13 protein-coding genes and 1 pseudogene are annotated in these 15,802 nt (G+C 72.2%); 9 read left to right on the top strand and 5 right to left on the bottom strand.

The features are described from left to right. Positions 1 to 2 precede the first annotated feature (2 nt). Positions 3 to 1,595, top strand: coding sequence for a phosphomethylpyrimidine synthase ThiC (gene thiC / locus GA0070624_RS00395; protein ID WP_091335587.1), 1,593 nt, complete (start codon positions 3 to 5; stop codon positions 1,593 to 1,595). A 44-nt stretch (positions 1,596 to 1,639) separates the two neighbouring features. Here thiC and GA0070624_RS00390 read toward each other — a convergent pair whose 3' ends face one another. The 4 genes from GA0070624_RS00390 to GA0070624_RS00375 all read right to left on the bottom strand — a co-directional run bounded on the left by GA0070624_RS00390 (position 1,640) and on the right by GA0070624_RS00375 (position 6,300). Further along, positions 1,640 to 4,156 (bottom strand): hypothetical protein, encoded by a 2,517-nt coding sequence (locus GA0070624_RS00390; RefSeq protein WP_091335585.1) that lies wholly within the window; start codon positions 4,154 to 4,156, stop codon positions 1,640 to 1,642. A gap of 76 nt (positions 4,157 to 4,232) precedes the next feature. After that, positions 4,233 to 4,541: a cupin domain-containing protein gene (locus GA0070624_RS00385; protein WP_091335582.1), complete on the bottom strand. Its 309-nt coding sequence runs from the start codon at positions 4,539 to 4,541 to the stop codon at positions 4,233 to 4,235. Further along, positions 4,538 to 5,488, bottom strand: a complete 951-nt coding sequence (locus GA0070624_RS00380; RefSeq protein WP_091347847.1) for an LLM class F420-dependent oxidoreductase — start codon at positions 5,486 to 5,488, stop codon at positions 4,538 to 4,540. Before GA0070624_RS00380 ends, GA0070624_RS00385 begins: the two co-directional genes overlap by 4 nt. 2 nt (positions 5,489 to 5,490) lie before the next feature. Beyond that, the gene (locus GA0070624_RS00375) at positions 5,491 to 6,300 is read right to left on the bottom strand and encodes an ABC transporter ATP-binding protein (protein WP_091335579.1); all 810 of its coding nucleotides are present in this window, start codon (positions 6,298 to 6,300) and stop codon (positions 5,491 to 5,493) included. Between the two features lie 283 nt (positions 6,301 to 6,583). Here GA0070624_RS00375 and GA0070624_RS00370 point away from each other — a divergent pair, with 283 nt between their 5' ends. From GA0070624_RS00370 to GA0070624_RS00355, 4 genes and pseudogenes are all read left to right on the top strand, one after another. Further along, complete coding sequence (locus GA0070624_RS00370) at positions 6,584 to 7,615, top strand: ABC transporter substrate-binding protein (protein WP_091335576.1); 1,032 nt, start codon at positions 6,584 to 6,586, stop codon at positions 7,613 to 7,615. A gap of 97 nt (positions 7,616 to 7,712) precedes the next feature. After that, complete coding sequence (locus GA0070624_RS00365; RefSeq protein ID WP_176731539.1) at positions 7,713 to 8,549, top strand: ABC transporter permease; 837 nt, start codon at positions 7,713 to 7,715, stop codon at positions 8,547 to 8,549. Between the two features lie 179 nt (positions 8,550 to 8,728). Further along, on the top strand, positions 8,729 to 9,130 hold the full coding sequence (locus tag GA0070624_RS00360; RefSeq protein ID WP_218105089.1) for a hypothetical protein: 402 nt from the start codon (positions 8,729 to 8,731) through the stop codon (positions 9,128 to 9,130). Positions 9,131 to 9,496: 366 nt separating this feature from the next. Further along, positions 9,497 to 9,658: pseudogene (locus tag GA0070624_RS00355) on the top strand (IS5/IS1182 family transposase); the annotation flags it as partial. 14 nt (positions 9,659 to 9,672) lie between these two features. On the opposite strand, the gene GA0070624_RS00350 reads toward GA0070624_RS00355, so the two are convergent. Then, positions 9,673 to 10,875: an ABC transporter substrate-binding protein gene (locus tag GA0070624_RS00350; protein WP_091335570.1), complete on the bottom strand. Its 1,203-nt coding sequence runs from the start codon at positions 10,873 to 10,875 to the stop codon at positions 9,673 to 9,675. 445 nt (positions 10,876 to 11,320) lie between these two features. On the opposite strand from GA0070624_RS00350, the gene GA0070624_RS00345 reads away from it, so the two are divergent. The 4 genes from GA0070624_RS00345 to GA0070624_RS00330 all read left to right on the top strand — a co-directional run bounded on the left by GA0070624_RS00345 (position 11,321) and on the right by GA0070624_RS00330 (position 15,790). Beyond that, the gene (locus GA0070624_RS00345; protein WP_091335567.1) at positions 11,321 to 14,353 is read left to right on the top strand and encodes a sensor histidine kinase; all 3,033 of its coding nucleotides are present in this window, start codon (positions 11,321 to 11,323) and stop codon (positions 14,351 to 14,353) included. Then, the gene (locus GA0070624_RS00340; RefSeq protein WP_091335563.1) at positions 14,350 to 14,757 is read left to right on the top strand and encodes a roadblock/LC7 domain-containing protein; all 408 of its coding nucleotides are present in this window, start codon (positions 14,350 to 14,352) and stop codon (positions 14,755 to 14,757) included. Before GA0070624_RS00345 ends, GA0070624_RS00340 begins: the two co-directional genes overlap by 4 nt. A 66-nt stretch (positions 14,758 to 14,823) precedes the next feature. Beyond that, entirely contained in the window at positions 14,824 to 15,186 is a 363-nt protein-coding gene (locus tag GA0070624_RS00335; RefSeq protein WP_091335560.1) for a DUF742 domain-containing protein, read from the top strand. Beyond that, positions 15,167 to 15,790 carry a GTP-binding protein gene (locus GA0070624_RS00330; protein WP_091335557.1) on the top strand — a complete coding sequence of 208 codons (624 nt, stop codon included), beginning with the start codon at positions 15,167 to 15,169 and terminating at the stop codon, positions 15,788 to 15,790. The genes GA0070624_RS00335 and GA0070624_RS00330 overlap by 20 nt, the downstream gene beginning before the upstream one ends. The last annotated feature ends 12 nt before the right edge of the window (positions 15,791 to 15,802 follow it).

Below are 15,802 nucleotides of genomic sequence, written 5' to 3'. Positions count from 1 at the left end.
TCATGCAGGCACGTCGCAAGGTCTACGTGGAGGGCTCACGGCCGGACATCCGGGTGCCGTTCGCCGAGGTGGAGCTGACCGGGGACAACCCGCCGGTACGCCGCTACGACACCTCCGGCCCGGGCTCGGATCCGGCGGTCGGACTGCCGCCGCTGCGCGGGCCGTGGATCGCGTCCCGGGGGGACGTGGCCCCGGTCCGTGGCGCGGGCACCCCGCTCGCGGCCGTGAACGGCAGGCGCCCGACGCAGCTCGCCTATGCGCGGGCCGGCGTGGTGACGCCGGAGATGGAGTTCGTGGCGATCCGGGAGGGCGTGGCGCCGGAGCTGGTCCGGGACGAGATCGCGGCCGGGCGGGCGGTGCTGCCGCTCAACGTCAACCACCCGGAGTGCGAGCCGGCGATCATCGGCAGGGCGTTCCTGGTCAAGGTGAACGCCAACATCGGCACCTCGGCGGTCACCTCCTCGATCGCGGAGGAGGTGGAGAAGCTGACCTGGGCGACCCGGTGGGGCGCGGACACCGTGATGGACCTGTCGACGGGTAAGCGGATCCATGAGACCCGTGAGGCGATCCTGCGGAACTCGCCGGTACCGATCGGGACGGTGCCGATCTACCAGGCGCTGGAGAAGGTCGGTGGCGACCCGGTGAAGCTGAGCTGGGAGGTGTTCCGGGAGACCGTCATCGAGCAGGCCGAACAAGGCGTGGACTACATGACCGTGCACGCCGGGGTGCTGCTGCCGTACGTGCCGCTGGCCGTCGACCGGGTGACCGGGATCGTCTCCCGGGGCGGCTCGATCATGGCGGCCTGGTGCCTGGCGCACCACGAGGAGAACTTCCTCTACACCAACTTCGCCGAGCTGTGTCAGATCCTCGCCCGGTACGACGTGACCTTCTCCCTCGGCGACGGCCTGCGGCCCGGCTCGATCGCGGACGCCAACGACGAGGCGCAGTTCGCCGAGCTGCGTACCCTCGGCGAGCTGACGAAGGTCGCGTGGGAGAACGACGTGCAGGTGATGATCGAGGGCCCCGGGCACGTGCCGATGCACAAGATCAAGGAGAACGTGGACCGCCAGCAGGAGTGGTGCCACGAGGCCCCGTTCTACACGCTCGGCCCGCTGACCACGGACATCGCGCCCGCGTACGACCACATCACCTCGGCGATCGGCGCCGCGATGATCGGGATGTTCGGCACCGCCATGCTCTGCTACGTCACGCCAAAGGAGCACCTGGGGCTGCCGGACCGGGACGACGTGAAGGCGGGCGTGATCGCGTACAAGATCGCGGCGCACGCGGCGGACCTGGCCAAGGGGCACCCCGGGGCGCAGGCCTGGGACGACGCGCTGTCGAGGGCCCGCTTCGAGTTCCGCTGGGAGGACCAGTTCAACCTCTCGCTGGACCCGGCGACCGCGCGGTCCTACCACGACGCGACGCTGCCGGCGGAGCCGGCGAAGACCGCGCACTTCTGCTCGATGTGCGGGCCGAAGTTCTGCTCGATGAAGATCACTCAGGAGCTCAGGGACTATGCGGCGCGCGGCATGAGGGACAAGTCCGCGGAGTTCGTGTCCGCCGGGAGCCGGATCTACCTGCCGCTGGCCTGATCTGCTGCGGCCGGGCCGGCCTGGCGGTCGGACCGGTCGGCGGGTCAGTCGCGGTGGTGACGCCCGGTGCGCAGGGAACGCTTGTCCTCCGAGTCGGCGTCCGCGGCCGGGCGGCCCAGACCGGTGACCCAGTCGAGGTACTCCTCGTCGTGCGCCGGCTCCGGTTCTCGCGCGCCCGTCGTGCTCTCCGCACCACCCTTGGCCCGGTTCCGGCGGAACAGGCCGCGCCGCTGCCGGGACTCTCCGGTGTCTCCGTCCGCGCTTGCGCCGGCCGTGGACCGGCTCGGGTCGGTCGTCTCGGCAGCGTCGTCGCCCTCGTGGGCCGCGATCCGTTGACCGGCGGGCGCGCCGGCGACCCGGCTGGCGGCCGGCGGGACGGGCGCGTCCGGCCCGGCGGCGTTGCCGAAGGAGTCCCAGTTCGGGGAGCGTCCCAGGTCGGGCAAGGCGCGGTGCCGGGGGCGCGGGCGGCGCTCGGCCGGCGTGCCGCTGCCGGCGCCGTCCGCGGTGACGTCCGGCGTCGCACCCCTGCGCGGCGCGGTCGGCCGAGCCGGCGCGGGCGCGATCGGCCAGGCCGGTCGGACTTCGCCGCGCCGATCCGCCTCATCCTCGACCTCCGGGGCCCGGGGCCGGGTCGGGTGGCCGCGTCCCGCCGGGCGGTTCAGGGGGCCGCCGGGCGACCCGCTGGCGTCCGGATGGGCGGCGGGCGGCGGTGCGTCAACGGGATCCGCGCCGGGAGCGATGCGGGATTCCGGCACGGTGTGGCGGCCCCCCGGCTCTGGCGCGGTGTCGGCCGGTGCCGGTGCCGGTTCGGTGGCGGGGCCGGCCGGCGCGCTGGCGTCGGCCGTGCGGGATTTGCGGGCCCGCTTCGCCCGCACGGGCGGCGATGCGGGGACCGGCCTGGGGGAGGCCGGGCCGGACTCCGGCAACCCGGTCGGCGAGCCGGGACTCGATGCCGCGGGGGCCGGCGCCGTGGATTTCGCTGCGGGTGCACCGGTCCCGGGGGTCGTCACGGACGCCGGCGGCTTGGTGCGGGAGTCGCCCGTCACGGTCCCGGAACGGGACACCGGCTCGTCCGTCTCGGGAGGCGTACCGGATCCCGGCGGCGGGGTCGCGGGAGGCGTACCGGATCCCGGGGTCGCGAGAGGCCGACCGGCGGCGAGCACGTCGATGGCCGAGATCCGCCTGGCCGTCGGTAGCCCGGTCGGTGCCAGCAGGCTGCCCGTTGCATCCTCGGCGTCCCACTCGCTCAGCGGATCCGCCACGTCGGCCCCGACGGCGGAGGCCGACCGCTCCTCGTCGCCGCCGGAGGTCATCGGGCCATTCACCGTCGGGCTGCTCACCGTCGGGGTGTTCACCGTCGCGTTGCTCAGCGCCGGGGCGCTCACCGTCGGGCCGCTCAGCGCCGCGCCGCTCGCCGTCGCGTCGCCGGCGGTGTCCGCGCGCTGTTCATCTTTGGAGACGGCGTGCTTGGCGCGGGAGGCGCGGTCCCCGGAGCCGCGGGCGTGGTCGTCGGTGGTCGAGGCGGGGGCCGGGACGCCGGGGACGGGGTCGTCGGCGAAGGACCGGTCGTCGATGACGGACGACGCGTTGCTCGCCCGGTCCACCGTGGTCAACGCGTCCCGCGCCGCCGCAGTGGTCGGCGTGGGAGCGGGGCCCACCGGGAGGGGCTGGAGGATGTCGGTCGGCTCGATGGCGTCGGTGACGGCCGCCGCGGCCGGCCGGCGCCGCAGCACGGCGGCGGCCGTCGAGCCGAGCGCGCCGGCGGCGACCGCCATCAGGGCGCCGTAGTAGGGCGCCAGTTGGTAGCGGTCGACCGGGTCGCCGGGGCCGGCGGTCAGGTAAGCGAACGCCACCAGGACCGGCCCCGCCGCGCCGGCCGCGCCACCGATCACCGGGGTCTCACCGCGCCAGCGAGCCAGCGCGCCGACCGCCACGCCGGCGAGCAGGGCCGTCGCGGGCAGGATCAACATGGTCAGGCGCTGCGCGGCCGCCGCGTCCAGCCACGACGGTTCCAGGACGCCGAGCCGTACCGTGGGCAGCGGCCCGGTGGACGCGAGCGACGGTGCCTCCGAGACGAGCGCGAGCAGCCAGACGAGCCCACCCGTCATCGCGATGTTCCAGCCCAGCGGGGGCTTCAGCAGTACGGCCAGCGCGGCCGCGGCGCCGACCACCGCACCGAGGATCGCGCAGATGCCGACCGCCCACACCGGGTCCGCCGTGGGGAGCTCGGCGGACCGGGCGGGCTGCATGCACAGCGGTGCGACGACGGTCGCGCCCAGCGCGGCGGCGCCGGCGACCGCGAGCGGTTCCCCCGGGCCGCCCGGGAACCCGATCCGGCGGGCGAGACGTTCGGTGAGGACCGCGCCGGCCACCGCGGCGACCGCCGCGAACCAGCCCACCCAGACGAGCTGAGCCGGCCAGTGGTTGACCGAGCCGTCGGTGAACACGTCGTTGAGGCGTACGATGCCGAACCCGTACGCGATGCCGAGCTGGCCGGCCCCGGCCAGCACGCTCACCCCGAGCGCCGTGAGCAGCAGCCTGCCCCACGTCCGAAAGGCCATGTCGGCACGTTACGGCCCGGTGCGCCCGATTGCCACCTTGGCACACGGGTGCGCGGCAGCCCGCCTCCGACCTGGGCTATTTCAGCTCGACCAGGCGCGCCAGATAGGTGGTGTCCCCGACGTTGGTGAGCGTGTGCACCGCACCCGGGTCGCGGTAGACGACGCCGCCGGTGGGCTCGTCGGCGTCGATCCGGGTGCCGTCGATCGTCTGCACCACGTTCTTCGCCCCCTGCACGGCGATCACCAGGTAAGGATGGTCGTGCCGGTGCAGCGGCTGCCGCTCGCCGGGCTTCAGCCGGATGTGCCAGACCCGCACCCGGTCGTTCTCGTAGACGATCTCCTGACCCACCGGGCCCAGCTCGGTCCCGTCCCGCACCTCGGTCATCGGCTTCCGTCCAGTCGGGGGAGCACCTCGGCGGCGATGAGCTCCAGGTGGTCGAGGTCGGCGAAGTCGATCAGGCGCAGGTGCACCCGGGTGGCGCCGATGGCGGCGAACTCGCCGAGCCGATCGACCAGCTGCGCGGGGGAGCCGACCACCGGGTCCTCCGGCGGCAGGGCGCTCTTGACGTGCAGCGGCGCGGCCCGCCGCTGCGCCTCCGCGTCGGTACGCCCGATCGCCACCACCACCCCGGCGGAGAGCACCAGCGGCGCCCGCCCCGACTCCGTACGACCGGTGCGCTGGCACGCCTCGCTCACCCGCTCGTACGCGGCGGCCGTCTCGACGACGGTCTTGAACGGCATGTTGAACTCGTCGGCGTACCGGGCGGCCAGCTCCGGCGTGCGCTTCGGGCCGCGGCCGCCGACGATCACCGGCGGGCCGGGCCGCTGCACCGGCTTCGGTAGCGCGGGCGCGTCCACCAGCCGGTAGTGGTCGCCAACGAAGGTGTAGGTCTCGCCGGGCGGGGTGCGCCACAGCCCGGTGATGATCTCGAGCTGCTCGGCCAGTCGGTCGAACCGCTCGCCGACGCGGGGGAAGGGGATGCCGTACGAGGTGTGCTCGCGCTCGTACCAGCCGGCGCCGATGCCCAGCTCGACCCGGCCGCCGCTCATCTGGTCGACCTGGGCCACCATCACGGCCAGCGGCCCGGGCAGCCGGAAGGTGGCCGAGCTGACCAGCGTCCCGAGCCGGATCCGGGTGGTCTCCCGGGCCAGCGCGGCCAGCGTCAGCCAGGCGTCGGTCGGGCCGGGCAGGCCGCGGTCGTCGCCCATCGACTGGTAGTGGTCGGCCCGGAAGAAGCCCTCGAACCCGCCCGCCTCGACCAGCCGGGCGAACCGGAGCTGGTCGTCGTAGCTGGCCCCCCGGTGCGGCTCGGTGAAGACCGACACCCGCATGGTCACCGCCCTCCCGCGCCGGCCCGGGCCGGCGAGTCCGTCCGGTCGGCCTCGGCGGCGTCCCGTTCCATCAGCAGCTCGTGCAGGTCGGCGCTGACCCGGGCCACCTCGGCGAGGTGGGCGTTGCGGCCGAGGGTGCGCGGCCGGGGGATGTCCACCTCGACCACCTTGCGGATCCGACCGGGGCGGGGGCTGAGCACGACCACCCGGTCGGCGAGCAGCACCGCCTCGTCGATCGAGTGGGTGACGAAGACGATGGTGGCCCCGGTCTCCATGTGCACCCGCTGCAGCTCGCCGGAGAGCTCCTCCCGGGTCAGCGCGTCGAGTGCGGAGAACGGCTCGTCCATCAGCATCACCCGCGGCTCGCCGATCAGCGACCGGCACAGCGAGACCCGCTGCTGCATGCCGCCGGAGAGTTCGTGCGGCAGGCGCTTCTCGAAGCCGCCCAGCCCGGCGAGGTCCAGCAGCTCCCGCGCGCGCTCCCGGTGCTTCGCCCGGCTCCACCCGAAGATCTCGACCGGGAGCAGGACGTTGTCCAGCACCGAGCGCCAGGGCAGCAGGGCCGGGCGCTGGAACAGCATGGCGATGTCCCGGCGCGGCCGGGTAATCGGCGTGCCGGCGACGGTGATCTCACCCTCGCTGACCGGCAGCAGCCCGGCGATCATCCGGAGCAGGGTGGACTTGCCGCAGCCGGAGCGGCCGAGGACGGCGACGAACTCGCCGTCGGCGACGTCGAGGTCGATGCCGCGCAGCGCCTCGACCCGGCCGGCGCGGCCGTCGAAGGTGCGGGACACTCCGGACAGTCGGATCATCCCCGCCGGCCCCCCTCCTGCCCGACGATCGCGAGCCCGGCAAGGGTAACCGGCGAATGTCCCTATAGCACCGTCCGGGGTGGACGACTGTCGGTTTCCGTTACGCAACTTCGTTTCCGTTCCGCAACCGATACGCCTGGCGTGGCAATGCCGGCCTTCTCGTACGCTGTGCCCGCGAAGAGTCCCCTTGCGACGGTCCGGTCGGCTTCCCCTCCTGCCGGCACCGTCGGACCCACGACCCGTCCGGGTGGTATGACCTGGTCGGAAAGGACATGGTGCACTGATGAGAAGGCTGACCCGTACGGTCGCCGCCGTCGCGCTCGCTTCCGCCCTCGCTCTGACCTCCGGGTGCAGCAGCGGCTCGGACAAGTCCGACGACGCGAAGGGCGCGAAGGGCGCGGCGCTGGAGAAGGTGACGTACCTCACGTCCTTCGGCAACTTCGGTCGCGACTCCTACGCCTGGGTGGCGAAGGAGAAGGGCTTTTTCAAGGACGCCGGATTCGACGTGGAGATCAAGCCCGGCCAGGGCACCGGCTCCGTCATCCAGACCGTCGTCGGCGGCCAGGCCGACTTCGGCCCGATCGACCTGACCGGTGGCCTGCTCCAGCTCGGCAACGGCCAGGCCAAGGACTTCGTCGCGGTCGCGGCGATCCAGCAGCGCACCATGGCCGCCATCGTCTCCGTCGAGGGCAAGAACATCGCGACGCCGAAGGATCTGGAGGGAAAGCGGCTCGCCGACACCCCCACCTCGGTCGTGCGCAACCTCTTCCCGACGTACGCCCGGCTGGCCGGCGTGGACGCCAGCAAGGTGACCTGGGTCAACGGTGAGCCGCAGACCCTGATGGGCACGCTCGCCTCCGGCGCGGTCGACGGCATCGGCCAGTTCGTGGTCGGCCAGCCCACCGTCGAGGCGGTGACCAAGAAGAAGCCGGTTCTGCTGCCCTACAGCAACGTGATGCAGGACCTCTACGGCAACGTGCTGATCACCTCCACGAAGATCGCGAAGGAGAAGCCGGAGATGGTCAAGCGGTTCACCGCGGCGCTGCTCAAGGGCCTGGAGTACGCGCTGGCCAACCCGCAGGAGGCGGCGGACATCCTGAAGAAGCAGGTGCCCGCCACCGTTTCGACGGCGGCCGCTCAGGAGCTGCAGCTGATGGCCGGGTACGTCCGGTCCAGCAACTCGGGCACCGCGCTGGGCACCCTGGACAGCGGCCGGGTCGCCAAGAGCATCGCCCTGCTGCAGGGCGCGGGCGCGCTCAAGCAGAACCTCACCCCGGACCAGATCATCGACTTCAACCTCGCGCCGAAGGCCTGACCGCTCGGCTCGGACCCGGGGGTGCCCCCACCGGCTTCCGGTGGGGCGCACCCCCTTTCCTGCCGGTCGTCGGGCTGGCCGAGGAGAGGAGGACACCTTGACGGAGTTGACCGGGTCGCCGGCACCGGACCAGGCCGCGCCGGAGGCGGCCGTGCCGCGCCGGGGCCGCATACGCCCCGCGGCGGTGGCGCTGCCGGCGCTCGGACTGCTGATCGCGGTGGCGATCTGGTGGTTGGTCACCTCGGGTCTGCACCTGGTCCACCCGGCGTCCCTCCCGCCGCCGCAGGTGGTCTGGAGCGCGTTGACCCGGACGAGTGACGTGCTGCTGCCGGCGTTGGGGGCCACCACCCTGATGACCCTGCTCGGCTTCCTGCTCTCCTCGGTCGTCGGCGTGCTGATCGGGTTGGCGCTGGCCGCCTCCCGGCGGGCCGAGCGGATGTTCGCGCCGCTGCTGGTGGCGATCAACGCGGTGCCGAAGATCGCTTTCGGCCCGCTGCTGGTGGTCGCGGTGGGCTGGGGTGAGAAGCCCATCCTGACCATGGTCTTCCTGCTCTGCTTCTTCCCGATCGTGCTCTCCACCGCGACCGGCCTCACCACCACCCCGGTGGACCTGGCCGAGCTGGCCCGGTCGCTGAACGCCTCGCGGTGGCAGTCGTTCCGCAAGGTCCGCTTCCCGGCCGCCCTCCCGCAGATCTTCGTCGGATTGAAGGTGGCGATGCCGCTCGCCGCGATCGGCGCCGTGATCGGGGAGTTCTACTCGGACAAGCCCGGTCTGGGCTACCAGATCCTGCAGTACAACGGCGTCGGCGACACCGCGACGGCCTGGGCGGCGATCGTGCTGATCGCGCTGATGAGCATCCTCCTCTACGCCGCCCTGACCCTCGTGGAACGCCTAACCCTCCCCTGGGTAAAAGCCACCACCTCAGCCAGGTAACCACCGCAAGACAGCAACGTCGACAGTGGACCGGCCGGCGTCCGTAAACACCCGAGATCACAAAGCCGGGGGGCCGGCGGCGAGGGACCACCAAGGTAGGGGCAGCGGACGGACGAGTCTGTGCTCTAGACTCATTCAAACTCTTAAGATCATCGCTGTCGCGAAGGGAGTGAGCTAGCTTGATGCTCAAGCGCGTACTGGCGAGGGCCTTGGTAACGGCCGCTGTGGCCGCATGCGGTCTGAACGCCACTGCATCGCCCGCGATGGCAGTTGGAGGTTGCCCCAGCGGAAAGCTCTGCTTGTACGAGGGCGCCAACTTCTGGTGGCTCAAGGTTTACTCGGGCAGCACGTCGGCTTGCGTCTATTACTGGCGCAACTTCAGTTTGGAAGCCATCGATTCCTACGTGAACTACCTGCCGGTGAGTGTCAGGGTCTATTCACGCCGGGATACATATACCTATTGGTACGACGGAACCATCAGCTCTGGTGGCTTTAGCAGCAACACTGGTGGCAGTTTCGGCTATCGCGGCGTTACCTGTACCGGCAACGCAAAGCCGGACGGCGTCGTTTACTACCGCTAGCCTGGCTACCGGTGCCCCTCCGAGGATCGCCGACGGTGGTGGGGCGATCGCGGATCTGGCGGTGCTGCGGGATCAGGTGGAGCTGTGCAGGGGCGGTGGCGTCGGATCCGACTGCGTGGCGGCTTTTGTCCGCTATGGACGAACAGATCCTGACTCAGCTGTCGTCGGCCCGCGCTGTTACGCCGGAGTTGACTTGGGCACAGGCGGCCGAGGCCCGTGATGGTCTGCCGTTGTCGATGGCGGCCGGACAGCTGGTGCTGGGTCTGGTGCAAGGGCGGCCGAAAACCGGCCCGAGCCCGGTCAGCCGCCGCCGCCCGGCTCGAAACACCACGTCATCACGGACGCCGGCGACCAATGTCATCGCCCCGACGCGGCGCCGGCCACGGCTCCGGCCTCGGCATCCGACGCTGGGTGGTCGAGCAGACCATCGCCCTGCTGCACTGGTTCCGCCGCGTCCGCATCCGCTGGGAGATCCGCGACGACATCCACGAAGCGCTCCTCGCCCTCCCCTGCGCCAGCATCTGCTGACGCCGCCTCCAATACTAGGAGCTCTTAGGGATGCGCCCTTGGGCCAGGTGCCAACGCCCACCCCGCGCCACCAACGTCGTCAACGCCTGCGGCATCAGCCCGGAGTGGTTGTCCGGGGTCATCCGGATCGGCCCGGAGAGCCCGTCGAGCTGCGCGGTCTCCAGGACGTCGCGCAGGACCTTCCGGTTCACCGTCCCGGACCCCGCGCCCGCGCGCAGCTCGGCGTCGGCGATGAGCTGTACGGCGTCCGCGGCGAACGACGAGAAACCGTGGTAACCGCCGAAGCGGGCGGTGTAGTCCTGGAACCACTGCCGCCGGGCGGCCTTGGCCGGGGTGGTGGCGATGACGTCGTCGATCACCATGGTCTGGGTGAAGACCAGCGTGGTCTGCTCCGCGGACCGGGCCGCGCCGCCGAGGAAGAGTTCGCCCGCCGCGGAGGCGTCGAAGAAGAACGACCCGGTGAAGCGGTCCCGCCGCGCGTTGTCGACCGCGAGCGCCGCCTGCTCCGGCGGGGTCCAGACGACCAGCGCCTGGGGGCTGTTCTCGACCAGCTGCGTCACCTGGCCGCTGACGTCGGTGTCGGTGGGGCGTACCGCCTCGGCGTCGAGCAGCCGGATGCCGGCCTTGCCGAACTGGCCGCGCAGCGCGGTCAGCCCCTCCTGGCCGTAGTTGTCGGCGCCGTGCAGCAGGGCCACCTTGCGGATGTTGCGCCGGGTCAGCTCGACGGTCAGCGCGGCCGCGTTGTCGGCCGCGTTCGGGGCCAGCTTGAAGACGTACCTGCGTTGGGCGACCGGATCGGTGATGGCGCCGGCCGAGGCGAGCGCGATCGTCGGAATACGCTTCTCGTCGATGGTGCGGACCGCACCCACCGCGCATTCGTTGCAGCCGCCCATGATGATGGCACTGACGTGGGAGTCGTTGCTGAAATCGTTGATGTTGCGCAACGATTCGCTGGCGTCGGAGCGGTTGTCCTTAACCTTGAGCTCGATCTTCCGGCCGCCCAGTGCGCCCGAGGAGTTCAACTGCTCGACCTTCAGTTCCAGCGCCCGCTGGTAAACCTTGCCGACCGCTGCGGAGGCGCCGGAGAGTTCGAGGTCCGCGGCGATCACGATGCGGCTCGTGTCCCGCTGATCCCCGCCGAACTGGCAGCCGGTGAGCGTGGTGGCCAGCACGGCCGATGCGAGCGCCGCGAGGCTCGCGGAGCGGATGGGGCTCAACTCAGTCCTCCAAGTGTGGCGCGGGCGCTGCCCGATCACCGCCCCTTGTCCGTCCTCAGTAGAGAAACGGGGTCGGTCTGCCGTACGGTGTGCGCGAAGCCTGCAAAACCTTGCCAATGCCGGGCCCTGTGGTCAAGCGCGGAGCGGGAGCCGTTTCGGGACACTCATCCCACATGTTGGGGGCATCGAATGTTTACGAGTCCTCGCCTCGGCTAAGCGACCGGCCACTCTGGACGTACATCCCCTGTTCAGGGGGCTTGGAGAATTGAAGGTACTAGTTGAGCGAATCTCGGCTTGGGTGCCCTCCGACCGTTTCCTGCCCGACTGCGGCTTCCCAAACAGGGTCATCTCTGATGAAATCGCGGCCGTGCCGCGCGTGGCGCTGCCCGCCGCACCAGGCACGAGTCGGCGGGTCAGGCGTGGAAGAAACGACGGAGGCGATGTCGTGAGCACCGGACCTACGACCCTGCCCGAGGCCCGCGCGGACCAGCGCAACCGGCGACGGCGGCTGCCCCGGCTCCGGGACGCGCGGATCCGGTCCAAGCTCGCTCTCATCCTGGTCGTGCCGGTCGCGGCCGTCATCGCACTGGCGGCGGTCCGACTCGTCTCGGTCGGCGAGGGCGCCTACGACGCCACCCGGATCCGGTCGCTCACCGCGCTCTCCATCGACATCTCCGCGCTGACCCAGGACCTGCACAAGGAACGGATGGCGGCGGCCGCCTACCTGGCCGCGCCCAACCAGAAGCCGGACGACTACAACCTACGGGTCCGCCGCACCGAGGAGCGGATCGCGGCGTACCGCGACGAGCGGGGACGGCTCGAGGACCTGCCGGCCTCGGTCCGCGACCGGCTCAAGGTCATCGACGACCACCTGGCGACGCTGAACGGCACCCGGCAGGAAGTGCTCGACCGGCAGCAGATGGCGGTGGCCGAGGCCAGCCTGCGCTACGGCATCATCCTCGCCGACCTCGTCGCGTACGGCGACACGCTCGCCCAGCAGCCGGGCGGGGAGAGCCTGGCGGACGCCCGGCGAGCGGTGGCCGCGTTCGCCCGCGCCAAGGCGGCCGTCGCGGAGGAGCAGGCGGTGGCCTTCACCGCGCTGGCCTCCGGCCGGCTCGACGAGGAGCAGTACTCCTCCTTCGTCGCCACCCTGACCGGTCAGCAGGAGGCGCTGCTCGACTTCTCGCGCACCGCCGAGCCGGACCAGCGGGCCGTGGTGGACAGCACCGTCTCCGGTGACGCGGTGGTGCTCGCCGACCGGGTCGCGAACGACTTGTCCCGCTCGGTCGGCCAGCGCCCGCTGGTCACCCGGGACGACGTCGCTGACGCCATCGGCGCGGTGGACGATCTGATGCGGTGGGCGGAGATCCGGCTCCAGGACCGGCTGCTCGCCGAGGCCGACGCGGCGCGCACCGAGGTCATCCGGCAGGCGGCCATCGAGACGGCGCTGGTGCTGCTCACGCTGATCATCGCGGTGACGCTGGCCGTGGTCCTCGCCCGGTCGCTGAACCACTCGCTGCGCCGGCTGCGCGAGGGTGCCCTGGCGGTGGCCAACCATGACCTGCCGGAGGCGGTCAGCCGCCTGCAGAGCGTCGGCGCCATCGGCGACGGCGGGGTGGACGAGATCGTGCAGCAGGTCCGGGACCCGATCAAGCTGAGCAACCGGGACGAGGTCGGCCAGGTGGCGCTGGCCTTCAACGTGGTCCACCGGGAGGCCGTCCGGGTGGCGGCCGAGCAGGCGGCACTCCGCACCAGCGTCGCGGCGATGTTCCTCAACCTGGCCCGGCGCAGTCAGAACCTGGTCGACCGGATGATCGGCGAGCTGGACGCGATCGAGCGCGGCGAGGAGGACCCGAAGCGCCTCGCCCAGCTCTTCGAACTCGACCACCTGGCCACCCGGATGCGCCGCAACGACGAGAACCTGCTGGTGCTGGCCGGCGCCGACTCGGCCGTGCCGCGTCGGGACGACGCGCTCCTGGTGGACGTGCTGCGGGCCGCCCAGTCCGAGGTCGAGCTCTACAACCGGATCGAGTTCGGCACCGTCGACACCGACATCTCGGTCGCCGCGCACGCGGTCAACGACGTGGTCCGCCTGGTTGCCGAGCTGCTGGACAACGCCACCCGGTTCTCGCCGCCGAACACCACGGTGGTGGCCGACGGCCGGCGGATCCGGGACTACGTGCTGATCCAGGTGGAGGACCGCGGACTCGGCCTGACCGATGAGCAGCTCGACTCGCTGAACCGGCGGCTCGCCGCCCCGCCGACGGTGGACGTGGCGGCGTTCCGGCTGATGGGTCTGGCCGTGGTGAGCCGGCTCGCCTCCCGCTACGGCATCCGGGTGGAACTGCGCCGCAACGTCGAGGGCGGGACGGTCGCCCAGGTGACCCTGCCGAACTCCACCGTGGTATTGCCGGCGATCCTGGGCCGCGACCAGGTCCCCCTGACCCGGCCCCGCCAGCCGATGGCGGTCGAGCAGGCGCCGCTGACCCCGGTCGGCCACGCCGACCCGCTGGCCGGCACCGGGCGTACCGCCGCGGCCACCCTGACCGACCAGTGGCGCACCTCGGCGCCGACGCCCGCCCGCTGGCAGGGGGCGGCCGAGGCGCGCGACACCGGTCCGTCTGTGCAGGTGGGCGGCGCGACGGGCGCGCTGCCGAGCCTGCCCGCGACCACCACGCCGGCCGCGCCCCCGTCGCCGACGCAGCTGGCCCCCGCCGCCGGTGGCGGTCTCTCGGCGGGTACCCCCAGCATCGCGCGCCCCACCCTCCCGCCGTTGCCCAAGCGGGCCCCGGGCGGTGCCGCCCCGTCGGCCCCGGCCGATCCCGTGCCCCCCGTCGGTCCGGTTGCCGGCCCGGCCACCCCGACCACGGCCGACCCCGCGCCGGCCGCACCGGTGGCCCCGCCGGTCGCCCGGTCGGAGCAGCCGGCGGAGGCGCCGATCTTCCGGGAGATGGAGGCCGTCTGGTTCCGCTCCCACGGCGAGGACGCCACGGCGATCTTCACCCGGCCCCGGTTCGACGACGAACCCGTCCCCGCCGCGCAGGAGCCGGTCGCCGCGGCGCCGCTTCCGCCGCTGCCGACCCGTACCCCGCAGGCGGCCGGCGTGGCGTCGCAGCCGCCACCGCCGTCGTACCCCCCGCCGCCCGCCGCGGCCGTGCCCCCGCCCGTGCCGCCGGTCTCGGCGCCGTCGGGGGCGGACGCGGACGCCTGGCGGACGGCGGCCGACGAGGGGTGGTCGCGGGCGATGCGGGCCGCCGAGCCCACCACCGGCGGCACCACCCGGTCCGGCCTGCCGAAGCGGGTGCCGCAGGCCCAGCTCGTGCCCGGCGGCATCGAGCCGAAGGACGGCCGGGCACCCAGCCGGCGCACGCCGGACGAAGTACGTGGCCTGCTGTCGGCCTACCACCGCGGTGTGCAGCGCGGCCGGTCGGCCGGCGCGGACCTGAACAGCACCTCGATCAAGGAGACGAACCGATGAACAGGCCAGCGGCCATGCAGGACATGGGTTGGCTGCTCACCAACTTCGCCGACAGCGTGGCGGGCATCGCCCACGTGGTGGCGGTGTCCGCGGACGGGCTGCTGCTCGCCTCCTCCCGCGACCTGCCCGCGGACCGGGCGGACCAGCTCGCCGCGATCACGTCCGGCGTGGTGAGTCTGACCGAGGGCGCCGCGCGGATGTTCAGCGCCGGCGGCGTGCTCCAGACCGTGATCGAGATGGACAGCGGCTACCTGTTCCTGATGTCGATCAGCGACGGCTCGTCGATGGCGGTGCTCGCCGCCCGCAGCTGCGACGTCGGCCAGGTGGGTTACGAGATGGCGCTGCTGGTGGAGCGGGTGGGCGCCGCCCTGGTCCCACTGCCGCGGGACACCGTCCGTTCCTGAGCCGGCGCCGGCGGGACGAGGTGATCGGAGCCGACCCGGCTCCGTACGGAAGGAGGTGATCGCGACATGGACCAACGGCGGGACCCGCGTGGGGCGCTGGTGCGGCCATACGCGGTCACCCTTGGCCGCACCGAGCCCCTGCGGGACATCGCGCTGGAGGCGGTGCTGTCGTGCACTCCCACGCAGCAGGCCGAGTCGCGGTTCGCCGGGCACGACAAGTACCGCATCGCCACGGTCTGCGAGGGCCGGGCACAGTCGCTGGCGGAGATCGCCGCGTACACCCGGATGCCGCTGGGCGTCGCCCGGGTGCTGGTCGCCGACATGCTGGCCGAGGGCCTGCTGACGCTACACACCGCCGCTCCCGCCGTCGGGTTCGCGGAGCGAATGAACCTGCTTGGAAGGGTGCTAAGTGGACTTCGCGAACTATGACCGCTCCGGGGCGCGCAGCAGCCAGGAGATCATCTCCGCGAAGATCGTGGTCGCGGGCGGCTTCGGCGTGGGTAAGACGACCCTGGTCGGCGCGATCTCCGAGATCACTCCGCTGACCACCGAGGCGCTGATGACCGCGGCGGGCGTGGGCATCGACGACCCGTCGAAGGTGCCCGGCAAGGAGACCACGACCGTCGCCATGGACTTCGGCCGGATCACCATGGCCCAGGACCTGATCCTCTACCTGTTCGGCACGCCGGGCCAGACCCGCTTCTGGTTCATGTGGGACGAGATCATCCGGGGCGCGGTGGGCGCGGCTGTCCTGGTCGACACCCGACGGATCACCGACGCCTTCGCCCCGCTGGACTACTTCGAAAATCGCAATCTGCCGTACGTGGTGGCGCTCAACCGGTTCGACGGCGCGCCGCGGTACGAGCTGGAGGAGGTGCGCGAGGCGCTGGCGATCCCGTCGGACGTGCCGCTGGTGATGTGCGACGCCCGGCAGCGGGAGTCGGTCAAGCAGGTGCTGGTGACCGTCGTCGAGCACGCCATGCTCCGCCTCCAGGCCGAGCACGACCGCGGCCACCCGGCCCCGGTCGCCTGAACCCGACTCGGC

Source organism: Micromonospora rhizosphaerae, assembly GCF_900091465.1.
GTDB lineage: Bacteria > Actinomycetota > Actinomycetes > Mycobacteriales > Micromonosporaceae > Micromonospora > Micromonospora rhizosphaerae.
The sequence above is the reverse complement of the archived record's forward strand: the minus strand, read 5'-3'. Positions and strand labels throughout refer to the sequence as shown.